This is a genomic window from Mycobacterium sp. IS-1264 (assembly GCF_001954195.1).
Lineage (GTDB): Bacteria > Actinomycetota > Actinomycetes > Mycobacteriales > Mycobacteriaceae > Mycobacterium.
This window is the reverse complement of the sequence record NZ_MBES01000074.1, coordinates 30,986-48,912: the sequence shown is the minus strand read 5'-3', so window position 1 is coordinate 48,912 and position 17,927 is coordinate 30,986. Positions and strand designations below refer to the sequence as shown.

The 17,927-nt window shown below is 68.8% G+C and carries 19 protein-coding genes; 3 read left to right on the top strand and 16 right to left on the bottom strand.

What is annotated here, in order from left to right:
* Positions 1-15: 15 nt before the first annotated feature.
* The 9 genes from A5744_RS18700 to dxr all read right to left on the bottom strand — a co-directional run bounded on the left by A5744_RS18700 (position 16) and on the right by dxr (position 10,222).
* Positions 16-570 carry an alpha/beta hydrolase gene (locus tag A5744_RS18700; RefSeq protein ID WP_076063550.1) on the bottom strand — a complete coding sequence of 185 codons (555 nt, stop codon included), beginning with the start codon at positions 568-570 and terminating at the stop codon, positions 16-18.
* Between the two features lie 58 nt (positions 571-628).
* Positions 629-2,131, bottom strand: coding sequence for a cobyric acid synthase (locus A5744_RS18695; protein ID WP_076063548.1), 1,503 nt, complete (start codon positions 2,129-2,131; stop codon positions 629-631).
* A 7-nt stretch (positions 2,132-2,138) separates the two neighbouring features.
* Positions 2,139-2,996 (bottom strand): type I methionyl aminopeptidase, encoded by an 858-nt coding sequence (gene map / locus A5744_RS18690; protein ID WP_076063546.1) that lies wholly within the window; start codon positions 2,994-2,996, stop codon positions 2,139-2,141.
* An 80-nt stretch (positions 2,997-3,076) separates the two neighbouring features.
* Positions 3,077-3,655: a DUF1707 domain-containing protein gene (locus A5744_RS18685; RefSeq protein ID WP_076063545.1), complete on the bottom strand. Its 579-nt coding sequence runs from the start codon at positions 3,653-3,655 to the stop codon at positions 3,077-3,079.
* Positions 3,656-3,750: 95 nt separating this feature from the next.
* Positions 3,751-5,565 carry a penicillin-binding transpeptidase domain-containing protein gene (locus A5744_RS18680; protein WP_076063542.1) on the bottom strand — a complete coding sequence of 605 codons (1,815 nt, stop codon included), beginning with the start codon at positions 5,563-5,565 and terminating at the stop codon, positions 3,751-3,753.
* 153 nt (positions 5,566-5,718) lie between these two features.
* Positions 5,719-6,573, bottom strand: coding sequence for a GNAT family N-acetyltransferase (locus A5744_RS18675; protein ID WP_076063540.1), 855 nt, complete (start codon positions 6,571-6,573; stop codon positions 5,719-5,721).
* A 47-nt stretch (positions 6,574-6,620) separates the two neighbouring features.
* The gene (gene ispG, locus A5744_RS18670) at positions 6,621-7,787 is read right to left on the bottom strand and encodes a flavodoxin-dependent (E)-4-hydroxy-3-methylbut-2-enyl-diphosphate synthase (protein ID WP_076063538.1); all 1,167 of its coding nucleotides are present in this window, start codon (positions 7,785-7,787) and stop codon (positions 6,621-6,623) included.
* Positions 7,788-7,802: 15 nt separating this feature from the next.
* Complete coding sequence (locus tag A5744_RS18665; RefSeq protein ID WP_076063537.1) at positions 7,803-9,017, bottom strand: M50 family metallopeptidase; 1,215 nt, start codon at positions 9,015-9,017, stop codon at positions 7,803-7,805.
* Positions 9,014-10,222: a 1-deoxy-D-xylulose-5-phosphate reductoisomerase gene (dxr, locus tag A5744_RS18660; RefSeq protein WP_240563106.1), complete on the bottom strand. Its 1,209-nt coding sequence runs from the start codon at positions 10,220-10,222 to the stop codon at positions 9,014-9,016. The genes A5744_RS18665 and dxr overlap by 4 nt, the downstream gene beginning before the upstream one ends.
* Before the next feature lie 93 nt (positions 10,223-10,315).
* On the opposite strand from dxr, the gene A5744_RS18655 reads away from it, so the two are divergent.
* A complete protein-coding gene (locus A5744_RS18655; RefSeq protein WP_076063534.1) occupies positions 10,316-10,570 on the top strand; it encodes a DUF2631 domain-containing protein in 255 nt (84 codons plus the stop codon).
* Between the two features lie 15 nt (positions 10,571-10,585).
* Here A5744_RS18655 and A5744_RS18650 read toward each other — a convergent pair whose 3' ends face one another.
* The 6 genes from A5744_RS18650 to pyrH form a co-directional block, all read right to left on the bottom strand.
* Positions 10,586-11,467 carry a cytochrome c biogenesis CcdA family protein gene (locus A5744_RS18650; RefSeq protein WP_076063532.1) on the bottom strand — a complete coding sequence of 294 codons (882 nt, stop codon included), beginning with the start codon at positions 11,465-11,467 and terminating at the stop codon, positions 10,586-10,588.
* Positions 11,468-11,471: 4 nt separating this feature from the next.
* Positions 11,472-11,978 (bottom strand): protein disulfide oxidoreductase, encoded by a 507-nt coding sequence (locus tag A5744_RS18645; RefSeq protein WP_139329422.1) that lies wholly within the window; start codon positions 11,976-11,978, stop codon positions 11,472-11,474.
* 45 nt (positions 11,979-12,023) lie between these two features.
* Positions 12,024-13,127: a 23S rRNA (adenine(2503)-C(2))-methyltransferase RlmN gene (gene rlmN, locus A5744_RS18640; protein WP_076063529.1), complete on the bottom strand. Its 1,104-nt coding sequence runs from the start codon at positions 13,125-13,127 to the stop codon at positions 12,024-12,026.
* Between the two features lie 62 nt (positions 13,128-13,189).
* Positions 13,190-14,095, bottom strand: coding sequence for a phosphatidate cytidylyltransferase (locus A5744_RS18635; RefSeq protein ID WP_076063914.1), 906 nt, complete (start codon positions 14,093-14,095; stop codon positions 13,190-13,192).
* Positions 14,096-14,144: 49 nt separating this feature from the next.
* Positions 14,145-14,702 carry a ribosome recycling factor gene (frr, locus tag A5744_RS18630; protein WP_076063527.1) on the bottom strand — a complete coding sequence of 186 codons (558 nt, stop codon included), beginning with the start codon at positions 14,700-14,702 and terminating at the stop codon, positions 14,145-14,147.
* A gap of 12 nt (positions 14,703-14,714) precedes the next feature.
* Positions 14,715-15,467 carry a UMP kinase gene (gene pyrH, locus A5744_RS18625; protein ID WP_076063525.1) on the bottom strand — a complete coding sequence of 251 codons (753 nt, stop codon included), beginning with the start codon at positions 15,465-15,467 and terminating at the stop codon, positions 14,715-14,717.
* A 301-nt stretch (positions 15,468-15,768) separates the two neighbouring features.
* Between pyrH and A5744_RS18620 the strand changes: the two genes are divergently transcribed.
* Positions 15,769-16,011, top strand: a complete 243-nt coding sequence (locus tag A5744_RS18620; protein ID WP_076063523.1) for a CsbD family protein — start codon at positions 15,769-15,771, stop codon at positions 16,009-16,011.
* A 201-nt stretch (positions 16,012-16,212) separates the two neighbouring features.
* Entirely contained in the window at positions 16,213-16,938 is a 726-nt protein-coding gene (locus A5744_RS18615; protein ID WP_076063521.1) for a response regulator transcription factor, read from the top strand.
* 40 nt (positions 16,939-16,978) lie between these two features.
* Here the strand turns inward: A5744_RS18615 and A5744_RS18610 are convergent, their stop codons facing one another.
* On the bottom strand, positions 16,979-17,914 hold the full coding sequence (locus A5744_RS18610) for a lysophospholipid acyltransferase family protein (protein WP_076063519.1): 936 nt from the start codon (positions 17,912-17,914) through the stop codon (positions 16,979-16,981).
* Positions 17,915-17,927: the final 13 nt, after the last annotated feature.

The window sequence follows — 17,927 nt, the reverse complement described above, 5'->3', positions numbered from 1 at the left end:
GCGAGTCCGGACCGGCTACCAGGTGCTGGCGCGCAACACGATCTCGGCGGCCAACTGCGCGGTCGACTCCTGCGCGTTGCGCCGCCCGAGCAGATCCACGGTGCGGTATTCGGCGTACACGAAGCGCTGGCTGTTGCGGGCGACAGACCGCCCGCCAGGGGAGCTGACCAGAACGGTGGTGCCGATCTCCACCGGCGGGCAGTGTTCGTCGCGAATGACTCCGCTGGGGTCGGGCACCCGTGGATGCCCACGGTCGATGACGACCAGACCGGTGAACCGGCCCAACTTGGTCGCCGCGAGTTCCCAAGCCAGGTCGGCACCGGCGCGGTCGCCGACCACCACGGCCCACCCGATGCCCAGCGCGTCGAGGATGCCGACCACCGACTTGGGCGTCAGCCGAGGATCGAGGCCGACGACGACCGTGCGCAGCGAAGCGGTGTGCAGGCGCTCGCACACGGCGTCATACGCGGCGGGCGCCCGCTGTGCGTCGCCGAGTATGACGACGACGACGCCCTTGTCGGGACCGGCTACGCCAACAGGAACGGGAAACCCGTCGAGTGTGGTCATCATCGAGGGCACTCCCGCACGCTACAGGGAATCGGCCGGTATGCGCGAGGCTTGTACGGCGCTACGGCCGCAATGCGCTTGCGATGTGCGGTCGTCTCGGCGGGGGGCCGTCGAGCAGGCTGAGGACGGCATCGACGTCGAGATGCGATGCCAGCAGCCCGGCGATCAGATCCAGTTGGGCGTCGCGGCGTGCGGTGACGTCGGTGTCGGGGCAGACCGCGAATCCGCCGCGGCCGGCCGCGTCGGCGACGCGGGTAAGCCACGCGCGCCGGAAGTCGTCGTTGTCGAGCAGGCCGTGCCAGTGCGTGCCGAAGACCGCGCCGCGCACGATGCCCTGCGGTTCGCCGTCTTGCGCGAACCACGCGTCCTCGGCGCACCGGGACAGCCGCCCGTGATGAATCTCGTATCCGGTCAGCGGCCGTTGCCAGCGGCGCAGCGTCTTGGTCGGGGCGAACGCGACGTCGGCGTCCAGCAGCCCCAGCCCGGCGACCTCCCCGGCGCCGGACTCCACCGTGTCCTCGATGCACCGGCACAGCATCTGCAGGCCGCCGCAGATGCCCAGCACCGGCTTGCCGGCCCCGGCGTGGCGGGTGATCGCGGCGGCCAGGCCGCGATCGTGCAGCCAGGTCAGGTCGGCGACGGTGGCCTTGCTGCCCGGCAGCACGATCAGGTCGGTGTCCGCCAGGTCGGCGGGGTCGGTGACCCAGCGCACCAGCACGCCGGGCTCACACGCCAGGGCCTCGACGTCGGTGGAGTTGGAGATCCGGGGCAGCCGGACGGCGGCCACCCGCAGCCACTGGCCGCCGTGGGGCGGCGCGGGCGTGCCGACGACGCGATGGGCGACCACCGACAGCGAGTCCTCGGCGTCGAGCCAGAGCTCGTCGGTGTAGGGCAGCACCCCGTAGGTCGGGCGGCCGGTCAGGGCCAGCAGCTGCCGCAGCCCGGGTTCCAGCAGCGCCGGGTCGCCGCGGAATTTGTTGACCACGAACCCGGCGATCAGCGCCTGGTCGTCCGGTTCGAGCACGGCGACCGTGCCGAACAGATGGGCCAGTAACCCGCCGCGGTCGATGTCGCCGACCAGGATCACCGGCAGGTTCGCGGCCCTGGCCAGGCCCATGTTGGCCAAATCCGTTGTGCGCAGGTTAATTTCGGCCGGCGAACCGGCGCCCTCGCAGATCACCGCGTCGAATTCGTCGCGCAGGCAGGACAATTCGTCGAGCACGATGCCGGCGAGCCGGTCGCGATGCTCGATGTAGCCGGCCGCGCTGACGGATTCGGCCACCTGCCCGCGGATCACCAGCTGCGACGTGCGGTCGCCGCCCGGTTTGAGCAGGATCGGGTTGAACCGCACGCTGGGCTCCAGCCCCGCCGCCCGCGCCTGGATCGCCTGAGCCCGGCCGATCTCGCCGCCCTCGACGGTGACGACCGAGTTGTTGGACATGTTCTGCGCCTTGAACGGCGCGACCCGGATGCCCTTGCCCGCCAGCAGCCGGCACAGGCCCGCGACCACCACGGATTTCCCGGCGTCGGAGCTGGTGCCCGCGACGAGCAGCGCGCCGTTCAACGGGTCCTTACACCTGGGTCAGGATTTCGGCGCCGGTGTCGGTGACCAGCAGAGTGTGCTCGAACTGCGCGGTCCACTTGCGGTCCTTGGTGACCACCGTCCAGCCGTCGTCCCAGATCTCGTAGTCCAGGCCGCCGAGGTTGATCATCGGTTCGATCGTGAACGTCATGCCCTGCTGGATTTCCGTCGTGATCGAGGGTTGGTCGTAGTGCAGCACCACCAGGCCGTTGTGAAACGTGGTGCCGATGCCATGCCCGGTGAAGTCGCGAACCACGTTGTACCCGAACCGATTTGCGTAGGCCTCGATGACACGGCCGACGACCGACAGCGCGCGCCCCGGCTTGACGGCGTTGATCGCCCGCATCGTCGCCTCCTTGGTGCGCTCGACGAGCAGCCGGTGCTCCTCGGAGACGTCGCCGGCCAGGAACGTCGCGTTGGTGTCGCCGTGCACACCGTCGATGTAGGCGGTGACATCGATGTTGACGATGTCGCCGTCGGCGATCACGGTCGAGTCGGGGATGCCGTGGCAGATGACCTCGTTGAGCGACGTGCAGCACGACTTCGGGAATCCCTTGTAGCCCAGAGTCGATGGGTAGGCGCCGTTGTCGACCATGTACTCGTGCGCGATGCGGTCCAGCTCGTCGGTCGTCACCCCGGGCGCGACCGCCTTACCCGCCTCGGCGAGCGCGCCGGCCGCGATCCGGCCCGCGACGCGCATCTTCTCGATGACTTCCGGCGTCTGCACCCACGGCTCGGTGCCCTCCTTGGCGGTCGCCTTACCGACGTACTCCGGACGCGGGATGCGGTTGGGCACCGGCAGCGTCGGGGACAACACTCCGGGGGAAAGCGCGGTGCGAGCGGGCATGCAGCCAGCTTAACGATGCGCTTTCGGAGGTGCGTTCAACGAGCCGCCTGCAAATAAGCACTCTCGGCGAATTCGGCTCGCTAACGACGCCGCAGCAGGGAACGGCGCGGTCCGCGGATGATCACCGAACCGCATGTCACCCGGCCGGTCAGCACCACGTGCGGCGACCCCTCGGCCGGCGCGTCCCTGCGCCGGTCGGCGGCGCTGCCCACGTAGACCTCGACGTCGTCGATCGAGGCGCTGGCGCCGTCGGGCAGCCGCAGGTCCAGGGAGCCGAACTTCATGTCGAGTTCGATGACCACCACCGGCCCGGCGAACCGGGCCCGGGTGAGGTCGAGGTCGATCGATCCCAGGCGGCGCACCAGCGCCAGGCGGGTGGGCACCATCCATTCGCCGTGGCGCTTCAGGGAACCGGCCCAGCCCCGCAGCTCCACCCGGTCGGCCGCGGAGGTGACGATGGCACCCGGCCCGGGCAGGTCGCCGACCAGCTCGTCGAGCTCATGCTGGGTGCGCGCATAGGACACCCGCGACGAGCGCTGCTCGAACTCGCCGATGTCGATCAGCCCGAGCGCGACGGCGTTGTGCAGGCGCCGCATGGTGCCGTTGCGGTCGGCGTCGGACACGCGCAACGTGACCGTGTCGGGGCCGGTATCCGTCATGTTCGCAATTTACCGCTGTTGCGGCGGCGCGGACCCGGCGCGGGTGGCGATCGCAAGCGCGGCGTAGCGGGGCGCAGTGGGTCGCCACCATCGGATTAGGCGAGGAAGTCCCTCGGCAGCGACTCGAACATCACCTTGGTCATCCGGACCGCGTATTCGGAGCTGCCGCCCCCGACGATCAGCGAGGCGAACGCCAGATCGCCGCGGTACCCGGCGAACCAGGAATGCGATCCGCCCGGAAATTCGGCTTCACCGGTCTTGCCGTACACCTCGCCGCAACAGCCGGCGATCTCCTTGGCGGTCCCGTTGGTCACCACCAGCCGCATCATGGGCCGCAGCGCGTCGACCATCTTCGGGCTGATCGGGGTGTTGTCGCCGTCGACCGCCGTCTGCCGCCCGGCAATCAGCTGCGGCACGGGCGTCTTGCCGGCGGCGACCGTGGCCGCGACCAGGGCCATGCCGAATGGACTGGCCAGCACCTTGCCCTGGCCGAACCCGTCCTCGGTGCGCTCGGCCAGGTCCACCGTCGGCGGCACCGACCCGGTGACCGTGGTGATGCCGTCGACCTGGTAGTCGAGCCCGATCCCGTAGCGGGTGGCCGCCTGCGTCAGGCCCCGGGGCGGCATCCTGCTGCTCAGCTCGGCGAAGGTGGTGTTGCAGGAACTGGCGAATGCTCGCGACATCGGCACCACGCCGAGATCGAAGCCGCCGTAGTTGGGGATGGTGCGGTGCCCGATATCGATGTGGCCGGGGCAGCCCAGCATCGTGTTGGGGGTGGCCATGTCGCGCTCGATGGCCGCCCCGGCGGTGACCATCTTGAATGTCGACCCGGGCGGGAACAGGCCGGTGGTGGCGATCAGGCCGTCGGCGTCGGCCGCGCCGTTCTGCGCGATCGCGAGGATCTCTCCCGTCGACGGCTTGATCACGACCATCATCGCTTTGCCGCCGCGGGTGTCGACCGCGTGCTGGGCCGCGTTCTGCACCGCCCGGTCCAGGGTGATCGACACCGACGGCGCCGGCGTGCCTTCAACCTCGTGCAGCACGGCGACGTCGACATTGTTCTGGTTGACGCTGACCACCCGCCAGCCCGCCTGCCCGTCGAGCTGGTCGATGACCGCCTTCTTCACCTGGCTGATCACGGCCGGCGCGAAATGCGGGTCGGTGGGCAGCATGTCGGCCTGCGGCGTGATCACGATTCCGGGCAGCTTGCCGATCAGCGGGAAGATCTTGTCGTTGTCGGCGGGTTGCAGCGTCACCAGGTCGACCGGCTGGGTTGCCGAGCTGGCTTGCTCGGCCAGCAACTGCGGGTCGGTCAGCGAATTGTTCAGGGGCCGTAGCACATCGACGATCGCGTGCGCCGTCCCGATGAGGCCGGGCCCGGCCTGGGTGGCGTCCAGGGTGTAGTGGTACAGGTAGCCCGGCGCCAGCACGTCGCTGCCGCCGAGTTCGTTCACCGACGCGCGCCGCGGCGCATCGGCGCGCAGGGCGAACGTCTGATGCTCACCCAGCTTGGGATGCAGCCCGTTGGCGGCCCAGCGAACCTCCCAGCGACCTTCGTCGCGAGCCATTTTCAACTGGCCGTCGTACGCCCAGCTGCGATTCTTGGGCAGGTGCCAGGTGAACCGGTAGTCGACCGTGCCGGTGTCCTCGGCGTACTTCGAGGACAGCACCTGCGCGTCCAGGTGCGTCGCCTGCAGCCCGGCCCACGCGGCGTTCAGCGCTTCACGGGCTTCGTTGGGGTTGTCGCTGAGCTGGGCGGCCGACGCGGTGTCCCCGATGGCCAGCGCGCGGAAGAACTTCTCGGCGGCCGGGCCCGGGCCGTCGGGCCGCGGGGTGCATCCGGACATGGCGATCACCGCGACGAGCAGCACGCCTGCAACCAATGATGTCAGTGTGGTTTTTGTTGCCATCGGTACAGATGTTAAAGCGACGGCCTCCACACCGTCGCCGACACACCGAGACCCAACCGTTACGGGCCGCTCGGCGCCAGGTCCCCATGCCGAACGTGCGGCCAGCCGCACGTTGGGTGCCGAGCGTGCGGCCAGCCGCACGCTCGCATACAGCTAGTCCAGCAGCACGGTCGCGAAGGTGCCGACCTCGGCGAACCCCACCCTGGCGTAGGCGGCACGGGCCACCGCGTTGAAGTTGTTCACGTAGAGGCTGGCGATCCGCCCGCCGCCGACGATCACGGCGGCCACCATCGCGGTGCCGGCGGTGCCTATCCCCAGGCCGCGCCACTCCGGGTGCACCCACACCCCCTGAATCTGGCCGACCCCCGGGGACTGCGATCCCACTTCGGCCTTGAAGACGACCTCCCCGTGCTCGAAGCGGGCCCACGCGCGTCCCGCCGCGATCAGGCTCGCCACCCGACGGCGGTAGCCGCGACCGCCGTCACCGAGCCGCGGGTCGACGCCCACTTCGCCGATGAACATGTCGACGGCCGCCACCAGATACGCGTCCAGCTCCTCCGGGCGGACCTGGCGCACCTCGGTGTCGATCTCGCAGCTCGGGTGCGTCGTCAAGGCCATCAGCGGTTGGTGGTCGCGCACATCCCGCGCGGGACCCCATGCCGACTCGAGCCGCTCCCACATCGGCATTACCAGGCCGGCCCTGCCGACCAGCGACGAACACCGCCGCGTCCCGCTCATCGCCTCGTCGGCGAACGCCGCGAGGTCGGCCGGCCCGCCGCGCAGCGGGATCAGGTTGGCCCCGGCGAAGCACAGCGACTCCTCCACGCCGCGGCGGGTCCACAGCTCGCCACCTATCGAGTTGGGGTCGATGCCGTGATCCGCCACGCGCGCCGCGACCATGCACGACCCGACCGGGTCCTCTTCGAAGACCCGCCACACTGCGGCGGCGTCACGCACCACGGACACCCGCCGGTCGCCGATGAGGCGAAAGATGGGCGGAGCCGACATCTGGCGAACTCTCTGTGGTGCGGACCGAAGGCCGGTAAAGGCCCCTATCAGCTTACGGTCACAATAGGCGAACCGCTCGCGGTTGTGTCCGGTCCGTGATCGCTGTTGTTCTCGGACGCGAGCCGCATGGCCTCTTCGATCAGCGTCTCGACGATCTGCGCTTCGGGCACGGTCTTGATGACTTCGCCGCGAACGAAGATCTGGCCCTTGCCATTTCCCGACGCGACGCCGAGGTCGGCTTCGCGGGCCTCCCCTGGGCCGTTGACGACACAGCCCATCACGGCGACCCGCAACGGCACGTCGAGACCGTCCAAACCGGCGGTGACTTCGTTGGCCAGGGTGTAGACGTCGACCTGCGCGCGACCGCACGACGGGCACGACACGATCTCCAGCGAACGCGGCCGCAGGTTCAGCGACTCGAGAATCTGGATGCCGACCTTGACTTCCTCCACGGGCGGCGCCGACAGCGACACCCGGATGGTGTCGCCGATGCCCCGCGACAGCAGCGCGCCGAAGGCGACCGCGGACTTGATGGTGCCCTGGAAGGCGGGGCCGGCCTCGGTGACCCCGAGGTGCAGCGGGTAGTCGCACTGCGCGGCCAGCTGCTCGTACGCGGCGACCATCACGACCGGGTCGTTGTGCTTGACGCTGATCTTGATGTCGCCGAAACCGTGCTCCTCGAACAGGGAGGCCTCCCACAACGCCGACTCGACCAGCGCCTCGGGCGTGGCCTTGCCGTACTTCTCCATGAACCGCTTGTCCAGCGAGCCGGCGTTGACCCCGATGCGGATCGGGATGCCCGCCGCGCCGGCGGCCTTGGCGACCTCGCCCACCCGGCCGTCGAATTCCTTGATATTGCCCGGGTTTACCCGCACCGCGGCACATCCCGCGTCGATGGCGGCGAAGATGTACTTCGGCTGGAAGTGGATGTCGGCGATCACCGGGATCTGGCTGTGCCGCGCGATCTCGGCCAGCGCGTCGGCATCCTCTTGACGCGGGCAGGCCACCCTGACGATGTCGCAGCCCGCCGCGGTCAACTCGGCGATCTGCTGCAGGGTGGTGTTGACGTCATGGGTCTTGGTGGTGCACATCGACTGCACCGAAATCGGATTGTCACTGCCGACCCCGACGTCGCCCACCATCAGTTGCCGCGTCTTGCGCCGGGGGGCGAGCGTGGGCGCCGGCGCGTCCGGCATGCCCAGGCCAACGGTCACTTGTATGCCTTCTCTCTACTGGAAGATCCGGATCGGGTTCACGACATCGGCCGTCACCGTCAGCAGCATGTAGCCGACCACGAACACCAGGACCACGTATGTCGCCGGCATCAGCTTGAGATAGTTCACCGGCGCGGCCGCGACCATGCCGCGGGCGGATCGGATGCTGTTGCGGATCTTTTCGAACACTGCGATCGCGATGTGGCCGCCATCGAAGGGCAGCAGTGGCACCAGGTTGATTGCGCCCAGGATGAGGTTCAGCTGAGCCAGGAAGAACCAGAACGCCACCCACAGCCCGTGGTCGACGGTGTCGCCGCCGACGATGCTGGCACCCACGACGCTCATCGGTGTCTGCGGGTCACGCTGTCCGCCGCCGATGGCGTGCACCAGCGCACCGACTTTCGTGGGTATCGCGGCCAGCGCCTTGCCGACCTCTACGGTCAGGTCGCCGGTGAAGGTGAAGGTGGCGGGGATCGCGGAGATCACTCCGTAGTGCATGGGCGCGGACTTGACGGCGCCCACCCCGATCGCGCCCACCGTCGACGCCTGAGGTTGACCGCCCTGCCCGTTGGTCAAGAAGCGTTGAGTGGGCGTCACGTCGACGTAGGTGGTAATCGTGGTGCCGCCACGGTCGACGACGACCGGAACGGTGCCATGCAATTTCCGCACCGCGGCGGCCATGTCCTCGAAGTTGGCCACCGGGGTGTCGCCGACCTTGACGACGACGTCGCCGGCGCGAATGCCGGCCAGCGCCGCCGGCCCGGGCCCGGTGCAGGCGCCGATCTTGCCCGGCGCCGTTTCCGGTGCGACACAAGCGGTTTCGCCGACGACGGCCCGGGTGGGCGGGTGCAGGTTCGGCAGCCCCCACACCAGTGCGATGCCGTAGATCAGCACCATGCAGATGACGAAGTTCATGCCCGGGCCGGCGAACAGCACCGCGACACGCTTCCAGGTCGCCTGCTTGTACATGGCGCGGTCGGCTTCGTCTGGTGCGAGATCCTCGACCGGGGTCATGCCGGCGATGTCGCAGAAGCCGCCCAGCGGAGCGGCCTTGACGCCGTACTGGGTTTCGCCGCGCCGCGTCGACCACAAGGTGGGGCCGAAGCCGACGAAAAACCGGCGCACCTTCATGCCGGTGGCGCGCGCCACCCACATGTGGCCGCATTCGTGCAGGGCCACCGAGATCAGGATGGCGAGCGCGAACAGCGCAATGCCGATTGCGAACATCATCGGGCTGCTAGGACCTTTCTGACTGCGCGCTGCGCTCGCTCACGTGCCCAGCGCTGCGCGTCTAGTACGTCATCCACGGTAGCGGGTGCCTCGCCCAAGTGGGGGGCCCATTGGTCCGCGGCGTGTAGCACGTCGGCGATCGTTCGCACGATCGCGGGGAATCCGATCCGGCCGTCGAGGAACGCCTCCGCGGCCTCTTCGTTGGCCGCGTTGTAGACGGCGGTCATGCAGCCGCCGGTCACCCCGGCGTGCCGGGCCAGCTCGACGGCCGGGAAAACGTCGCTGTCCAGCGGCTCGAATTCCCAGGTCGAAGCGGTGGTGAAATCGCAGGCGGGCGCGGCGCCGCCGACCCGCCGGGGCCAGCCCAACGCCAGCGAAATCGGCAGCTTCATGTCCGGGGGGCTGGCCTGGGCGATCGTCGAGCCGTCGACGAACGTGACCATCGAATGCACGATCGACTGGGGGTGCACCACGACCTCGATGCGGTCGTATGGGATGCCGAACAGCAGGTGAGTCTCGATGAGTTCGAGCCCCTTGTTGACCAGCGACGCCGAGTTCAGGGTGTTCATCGGTCCCATCGACCAGGTCGGGTGGGCGCCGGCCTGCTCGGGGGTGACGGCCTCGAGCTCGGCGGCGGCCCAGCCGCGAAACGGCCCACCCGAGGCCGTGAGCACCAGCTTGGCGACCTCGTCGGGGTCGCCCCCGCGCAGGCACTGGGCCAGCGCGGAATGCTCGGAGTCGACGGGCACGATCTGACCCGGTCGGGCCGCCCGCACGACCAGCGGCCCGCCCGCGACCAGCGATTCCTTGTTGGCCAGTGCCAGGCGCGCGCCCGATGCCAGGGCGGCCAAGGTCGGACGCAGACCCAAGGCCCCGACCAGCGCGTTGAGCACGACGTCGGCCTCGGTCTCCTCGACCAGCCGGGTGACCGCCTCGGGACCGCTGTACGGGATGTCACCGGCGCGCTGCGCCACGCGATCGTCGGCGATGGCGATGTTGGTGACCCCGGTCTCGGCGCGCTGGCGCAGCAGGGTGTCCACGTTCGCGCCCCCCGCGGCCAGCCCGACCACCTCGAAGCGGTCCGGATTGGCGGCGATGACTTCCAGCGCCTGGGTGCCGATCGAGCCGGTGCTGCCCAGCACCAGCACCCGCAGGCGGCCCTGGGCGTTTCCGTCGGTCGCTGAGGCGCTTGCCGGCTCGGTCACCCATTCATTGTGCCCCGCGCCCCGATGCCCGCGGGGCCTCGCGTGTGCCAGAATCTCGGTTTGAGAAAGCATCCGATCCGAAAGGGAATCGCCGTGGCCAGTACCGAGGTGGAGCACTTCAACGGCGTCGACCCCGCCGAGGTGCCGTCCGCGGCGTGGGGGTGGAGCCGGATCAACCACCGCACCTGGCATGGCGTCGGGATATTCGCGGTGATATTCCTGCTCGCGATGCTGCGCGGCAACCACGTCGGCCACGTCGAGAACTGGTTCCTGATCGGGTTTGCCGCACTGACGCTCTTCGTTCTGGTGCGCGACCTGTGGGGCCGCCGGCGCGGCTGGATCAGGTAGGGCTCGAAAAGGGTTTCAGCGCCGCGCCCGCCGGTACCAGGCGCCGACGAGCGCGCCGGCGAGCAGCACGAGCAGCGCGCCAGGCCACGGCCATCCGCCGTGCTGATGGACCCAGCCGGCCAGCAGACCCTGCAGGCGCCCGGCCGCGCCGATCACCGCGTCGTGCGGATTCGCCCGGCCGTTGAACAGGCGCAGCTCGTAGACGCCGTAGTAGGCCACGTACAGGCCGACCACCACCAGCAGCGCGCCACCGATCCGGTTGACGAAGGGCAGGATCCGCCGCATACGGTCGGCCAACGCCGAACCGCCCAGGGCCGCGGCGATGGCGAGCACGCCGACCACCGACGTCAGGCCCGCGACGTAGGCCAGGTAGATCGCCACGCCGGTGACAATCGATCCACTGCGAAAGCCCGCCCCGGTGACGGCCAGGAACGGGCCGACGGTGCACGACAGCGAGGCGATCGCATAGCTGACGCCATAGCCGTACATGCCCACCAGCCACGACCCCTGCCGCGCGTTCGGCGCCCACCGCGGGCCCATCGCCCGCGGCGTCAGCGCCGTCAGCTCCCGGCCGGACAGTAGCCAAAACCCAAGGGCGACAAGCACGATGCCGATCGCGACCGTCCCGTAGGGCAGGTAGCGCTGCACCGTAGTGGCCGCCGATATGGTCAGCGCCCCGAACACTCCGAACACCGTCACGAAGCCGAGCGCCATCCCGGCGGTGGCGGCCACGGCGCGGCCGATCGGCGCCCATGACCCGGCCGCCGGCGACGGCGCACCGGGGTGCTGCCCGCGCACCACCAGAAGGAGATACGCGGGCAGCATGGCAAACCCACACGGGTTGAGGGCCGCAACCAATCCGGCGGCGAAGGCCAGACCTATCAGGCCCTGGTTCACCGGGTCAGTGCGTCAGCGCGGCCACTCGGCCCGCCAGCTCGTCCTGTGGCATGGCCGCGGTCGGATTGTTGACGAATGTCGAGCTGCCGTCGGCCCGATAGAACACATAGGCCGGCTGCCAGGGCACGTTGTACCGGGCCCAGATCGCGCCGTCGGCGTCATTGAGATTGGGGAAGTTCAAGTTGTACTTGGACACGAAATTCTGCATCGCGCCGACATCCGAGTGGGCGGCGATGCCGACGAAGGCGACTCCCGGATTGGCGGCCGCCACCTGGCCGACGCCGGGAGCTTCGGCGTTGCAGAACGGACACCACGGCGTCCAGAACCACAGCACCGCCGGCCTGCCCTGCAGACTGGCGCCGTTGAACGGCGCACCGCCTAGCGTGGTTGCGCTGAATTGCAGGCGCTCGTCGGCGGCCTTCGCGTGCGGCGCCTCGGCCAGGCCGAATATCAAGGCGGCGGCAAAGACCGCTGCGGCGAACAATCTGAGCGGGGAGAACAGGCGAATCATGGCACACCTCATTTGCTGGCTTATGTCTTAAAGACGCGCGAGGAGTCAGCGCGGTTCAGGCTGCGCGGCGAGCTGACCGCACGCGGCGCTGATCTCCCGGCCGCGGGTGTCTCGCACGGTGCATGACACTCCCTTCGATCGGATGCGTCTTACGAACTCCCGCTCCACGGCCTTCGGGCTGGCGTCCCAATCGCTGCCCGGCGTCGGGTTGAGTGGAATGAGGTTCACGTGCACCAGTGGCCCGAGGGCCCGATGCAGCCGCTTGCCGAGCAGGTCGGCTCGCCAGGGCTGGTCGTTGACGTCGCGGATCAGCGCGTATTCGATCGATACCCGCCGGCCGGTGGCGTCGGCGTAGTGCCGGGCCGCGTCGAGGGCCTCGCCGATCTTCCAGCGGTTGTTGACCGGCACCAACGTGTCGCGCAGCTCGTCGTCGGGGGCGTGCAGCGACAGCGCCAGCGTCACGCCCAGCCCCTCGTCGGCGAGCTTGCGGATCGCCGGAACCAGACCCACCGTCGACACCGTCACCGCTCGGGCCGAGATGCCGAAACCGTGCGGCGGCGCCTCGACGACGCGGCGCACGGCGGCCAGCACCCTGGCGTAGTTCGCCAGCGGCTCACCCATGCCCATGAAGACCACGTTCGACAGCCGCTGGTCGCCGAAGTCGTCGCGCAGCGCCGCCGCGCCAGCACGCACCTGCTCGAGGATCTCGCCGGTCGACAGGTTGCGCGTCAGCCCGCCCTGACCCGTCGCGCAGAACGGGCACGCCATGCCGCAGCCGGCCTGCGACGAAATGCATATCGTGTTGCGCTGCGGATAGCGCATCAGAACCGACTCGATCGTGGCGCCATCGATCGCCCGCCACAACGTCTTTCGGGTCTGGCCGGCATCACAGGTGACCTCGGTGACCGCGGTGAGCAGCGTCGGGAACATCGTCTCGGCGATCCGATCACGCACCGCCGCCGGGAGGTCGGTCATCTGTCGCGGGTCGGCGATCAGGCGGCCGTAGTACTGGTGCGCGAGCTGCTTGGCCCGAAACGCCGGCAAGCCCAGCTCCGCGACGGCCGACGCGCGGCCGGCCGCGTCGAGGTCGGCCAGGTGCCGCGGCGGCCTGCTCGGCCGGGGCTCGTCGAAAACCAACTGTTGGACCATGACCCGTCCAGTATCGGCCACGCCGCGGGCTGCGGAACCTGGGGAAGCACCCAGGGAAGAACCTAGGGCAGCAGCGTGAGCACGGCCCACGCCGCGGCGGCCGACGGGAGCACGCCGTCGAGGCGATCCATCAGGCCGCCGTGACCGGGTAGCAGCCGGCCCATGTCCTTGATGCCGAGGTCGCGCTTGACCTGCGACTCCACCAGATCGCCGAGGGTGCAGGTGAGCACCAGGAGAACGCCCAGCAGCGCGCCGATCCACCACGCTTTGCCGGCCAGGAAAGTCACGGACAGGGTCGCGGCGGTGACGCCGCAGACCAGCGAGCCGGCCAGCCCCTCCCAGGATTTCTTCGGGCTGATCGCCGGGACCATCGGGTGCTTGCCGAACAGCACCCCCACCGCGTACCCGCCCACGTCGGAGGCGACGACCGTCGCCATCAGGCAGAACACCCGCCCCGCGCCTTCCTTCGGGTGATAGACCAGCAGCGCGGCGAACGAGGCGAACAGCGGCACCCAGACGGCCAGGAAGATCGTGGCCGACGCGTCCCGAAGGTAATGCGACGACGGCGGACCAGCGGACTGATCAGGGGACCTGCTCTTGTCGTGCATGAACAGCCGCCAGAACATGCAGGCCACGACCATGGCCCCGAAGCCGGCCAACGCGCCCCGGGCGCCGTACGGCCACGTCAGCCAGACGGTGACCTGGCCGCCGACCAGCAGCGGGATGACCGGAATGACATAGCCGGCCTCGCGCAGCCGCCGCACCACCTCGTGGCTGGAGAGCAGAATCGCCCCGGCGCACAGCACCACCCAGTAGCGCGGCGCGAAGAAGAGCGTCCCGACGACGAGTCCACCGGTGAACAGCCCCACCGCGATCGCGGCGGGCAGGTCGCGGCCGGCCCGGGACGTCTTCTTCGCCGGCTGCGGGATGGTCTTGCCCGCCCCACGCGCCGGCTCCTCGGGCGGGATGCCTGCGGCGGCGTAGTTGGACGACACGGGGTTCGTTGCTGAGCGGCCGCTAGACCTCCAGCAGCTCGCCTTCTTTGTGCTTGACCAGCTCATCGATCTGGGTGACGTATTGATGGGTGGTCTTGTCCAAATCCTTTTCGGCGCGGCCCACTTCGTCCTCGCCGGCCTCGCCGTCCTTGCGGATGCGGTGCAGCTCTTCCATCGCCTTGCGGCGGATGTTGCGCACCGACACCCGGGCTTCCTCCCCCTTGTGCTTGGCCTGCTTGACCAGCTCGCGGCGGCGCTCCTCGGTGAGCTGCGGCACGGCCACCCGGATCAGGGTGCCGTCATTGGTGGGGTTGACCCCGAGGTCGGAGTTGCGGATCGCGGTCTCGATGGCGTGCAGCTGATTGGCCTCGTAGGGCTTGATGACGACGAGCCGCGCCTCGGGGACGTTGATGCTCGCCAGCTGCGTGATCGGCGTGTTGGTGCCGTAGTAGTCGATGACGATCCGGTTGAACATGCCCGGGTTGGCGCGACCGGTTCGGATGGTTGACAAGTCGTCGCGGGCTACGGATACCGCCTTCTCCATTTTCTCTTCCGCGTCGAAGAGAGCCTCGTCAATCATCGCGTCTTCCCCTCAAGTGGTGACCAGCGTTCCGATCTTCTCACCAGCGACCGCCCGGGCGATATTGCCACTGGTCAGCAGGTTGAATACCAGGATCGGCATGCCATTGTCCATGCACAGGCTGAAGGCGGTCGCGTCGGCCACGCGCAGCCCGCGGTCGATGACTTCGCGGTGGCTGATCGCGGTGAGCAGCTCGGCGTCCGGGTTCTGCCGGGGGTCCTCCGAGAACACCCCGTCGACCGCCTTGGCCATCAAGACGACTTCCGCGCCGACCTCCAGCGCCCGCTGGGCGGCGGTGGTGTCGGTGGAGAAGTACGGCAGCCCCATGCCGGCGCCGAAGATCACGACCCTCCCCTTTTCCAGGTGGCGCACGGCGCGCAACGGCAGGTACGGCTCGGCCACCTGGCCCATCGTGATCGCGGTCTGGACCCGGGTCACGATGCCTTCCTTCTCCAGGAAGTCTTGCAGCGCAAGGCTATTCATCACGGTGCCGAGCATGCCCATGTAGTCCGACCGGGTGCGCTCCATGCCGCGCTGCTGAAGCTGCGCGCCGCGGAAGAAGTTGCCGCCACCGATCACCACGGCGACCTGCACTCCGTCGCGAACGACCTCCGCGATCTGGCGGGCCACCTGTGCCACGACGTCGGGATCCAGGCCCACCTGCCCGCCGCCGAACATCTCGCCACCGAGCTTGAGCAACACTCTCGAATACTTCGATCGGCCCATCGGTACACCGTTGGCGCTGGTTGGCTCGGGGTCCGTCATCACACTCCTCGCATGACAGTGCCATCCCGGACGACCTCACCCGGAACGGCATTTCACATCCTGCCTCATCGCAGCACAATGCGGCATGGGCGGGGTGCATTATCTGGTCAGTTGCCGCCCGGTTGCCCGCGCGAGCGGGTCGATGTTTGAGCATCCCGCGGCAGGGGGAATCCGCATCCTTGCGGGCGAAATCGAGGTCTTGAGAATAAGGACCGGACCCGCGCTGACCGGGCCGACCGTTTGCGGATCGGCATTGGGCGTGAATCGCCCAAACAAGTACGCCACTGAGGAGGAATCATTCATGGCGGACACCAACAAATCCGGACCTGCCGAAGCCGTCAAGGGCGTCGTCGAGGACGCCAAGGGACGCGTCAAGGAGGCCGTCGGAGCCGTATCGGGTCGAGATGACCTCACCCGCGAGGGCCAGGCCCAGCAGGACAAGGCCGAGGCCCAGCGCAACGCGGCCAAGAAGGAGGCCGAGGCCGAGGCGGCGCGCAGCAGCGCGCAGGTGGCCGAGGAACGGCAGAAGTCCAACCAGAATTAGCGGCTTGTTTCCGCGGATGGGTCCGGCCCGGTTTCACGGGCCGGGCCCGTCGACTTTCTCCGGGCGCTCGCCATTGCCGCCCGGCCGGGAAATTAAGGTGGCATAGTTCTGCGTTGAGGCGGGTATTCAGCGCTGCGCTGGCGGACATCTCCATGGGAGGTGCCTACGGGTTCCATGACAGAACTGTCATGAATTTTGGAGATGTCTTTGGACGTACTACTACTCACCGATGCCGACGATTTCGAATCGGTATTACCGACGCTGAGTTCATTCGCACACAGCATGCGGCGCGCGCCGCTGGGCGATCACATTGACGGGCAGTGCGAAAAGGCCGACGTCGCGATCATCGATGCGCGTACCAACCTCACCGCGGCTCGCACCGCCTGCCGGCGCCTCACCGCCAGCGCGCCGGGCACCGCGGTGCTAGCCGTCGTCACCCCGGCAAACGTCGTCACCGTCGACGTCGACTGGAATTTCGACGACGTGATGCTGCCGGCGGGCAGCGCGGACGAGTTGCAGGCGCGGCTGCGTCTGGCGGTCAAACGCCGACGCAGCGCGGTCGACGGCATCCTGCGGTTCGGCGACCTCACGCTGCACCCGGCGAGTTTCACCGGGTCGCTGGCGGGCAGGGATCTCGGTCTGACGCTGACGGAGTTCAAACTGTTGAATTTCCTTGTGCAGCATGCGGGTCGGGCGTTCAGCCGCACCCGGTTGCTGCACGAGGTGTGGGGATACGACTGCAACGGCCGGGTCCGTACGGTCGACGTTCACGTGCGGCGACTGCGCGCCAAGCTCGGAACCGAACACGAATCGATGGTCGACACCGTGCGCGGTGTGGGCTACATGGCCGTGACGCCGCCGCATCCGGAATGGATCGTCAACGAACCGGCGACGCTGGGCCCGATCTCGACGGGCGCTCAAGCCTGACCCCAAATGCCCTGTCCCGCATGAACTTTTGCGTGACCGGTCACGCGAAGAGCGGCAGTGCGCGCTTGCGCGCCAAGGCGTCCATGCCCTCCTGGATGCTGTCCTCGACCTCGCGGTACTTGCGGTCGACGTAGTCGTCGTCGTCGGCGCGCGCCGGGTCGCGGTCCAGTTCGACCACCGGCATGAACCGGGTCCTGATCTTGGCCGGCAGCGGCAACTGCGGAAGCGCCGCGGGCGCGATGCCCCAGGGCAGCGAGACCGCCAGCGGAAACACCTTGAGCCGCAGCAGGCGGTCGAGTTGCAACACCTTCGACAGCCGGTCGCCGCGGATCAGCACGGGCATCGCGTCGGCGCCGCCGACGGTGGCGATCGGCACGATCGGCACGCCGGCGCGAATCGCCATCTTCACGAACCCTGTGCGCCCCGCGAGGTTGGCATGATCACGCTCGGTCCACGGGCGCAGCGAGTCCACTTCGCCGCCGGGCCACAGGGCCACGTCACGCCCCTCGGCCAATGCGGTGGCGATCGCGTCGGGGGCGGCCGGAAGCACGCCCATCGAGCGGAAGTAGCGCCCGATAAGCGGAATCGCCATCAATGCGTCGTGCGCGGTGCCGTGCAGTGGGCGGTCCTGTCCGAAGCGGCGCCACCATTGGATACCGACGGTCCACGCGTCCCAGACGAATGGCGCGCCCGAATGTATGCCCACCAGCAGCGCCGGCGGCGCGGGGATGTTCTCCCAGCCGTCGACCTCCATGCGGAACCAATAGTCGACCAAGACGTTCCAGAAAAACTTCTGGCGCTGCAGCGACGTTTCGTCCTGCCCGCCGAGGTCCCATTCACCGGCGCGCTTGGCCAGCCAGCCGCTGAGTCCGCCGTCCTGCTGGCTGCGCCGCTCGTCCATGGCTACCTGCGCCCGCTTTGCGTGGAGCTTTGCTTGCGCACGTACTTCCGTTGGTCTGTGGTCGGGATTACTCATGGGTGTCGGGTAC

Coding starts and splice junctions, on each gene's coding strand:
- A5744_RS18620 (WP_076063523.1), top strand. CDS start 15,769: ATGGCGGACACCAACAAATCCGGACCTGCCGAAGCCGTCAAGGGCGTC.
- A5744_RS18665 (WP_076063537.1), bottom strand. CDS start 9,017: ATGATGTTCGCAATCGGCATTGCGCTGTTCGCGCTCGCCATCCTGATC.
- pyrH (WP_076063525.1), bottom strand. CDS start 15,467: ATGACGGACCCCGAGCCAACCAGCGCCAACGGTGTACCGATGGGCCGA.
- A5744_RS18615 (WP_076063521.1), top strand. CDS start 16,213: ATGTCTTTGGACGTACTACTACTCACCGATGCCGACGATTTCGAATCG.
- A5744_RS18610 (WP_076063519.1), bottom strand. CDS start 17,914: ATGAGTAATCCCGACCACAGACCAACGGAAGTACGTGCGCAAGCAAAG.
- A5744_RS18680 (WP_076063542.1), bottom strand. CDS start 5,565: ATGGCAACAAAAACCACACTGACATCATTGGTTGCAGGCGTGCTGCTC.
- map (WP_076063546.1), bottom strand. CDS start 2,996: ATGCCCGCTCGCACCGCGCTTTCCCCCGGAGTGTTGTCCCCGACGCTG.
- rlmN (WP_076063529.1), bottom strand. CDS start 13,127: ATGGTCCAACAGTTGGTTTTCGACGAGCCCCGGCCGAGCAGGCCGCCG.
- frr (WP_076063527.1), bottom strand. CDS start 14,702: ATGATTGACGAGGCTCTCTTCGACGCGGAAGAGAAAATGGAGAAGGCG.
- A5744_RS18685 (WP_076063545.1), bottom strand. CDS start 3,655: ATGACGGATACCGGCCCCGACACGGTCACGTTGCGCGTGTCCGACGCC.
- A5744_RS18675 (WP_076063540.1), bottom strand. CDS start 6,573: ATGTCGGCTCCGCCCATCTTTCGCCTCATCGGCGACCGGCGGGTGTCC.
- A5744_RS18645 (WP_139329422.1), bottom strand. CDS start 11,978: ATGATTCGCCTGTTCTCCCCGCTCAGATTGTTCGCCGCAGCGGTCTTT.
- A5744_RS18700 (WP_076063550.1), bottom strand. CDS start 570: ATGATGACCACACTCGACGGGTTTCCCGTTCCTGTTGGCGTAGCCGGT.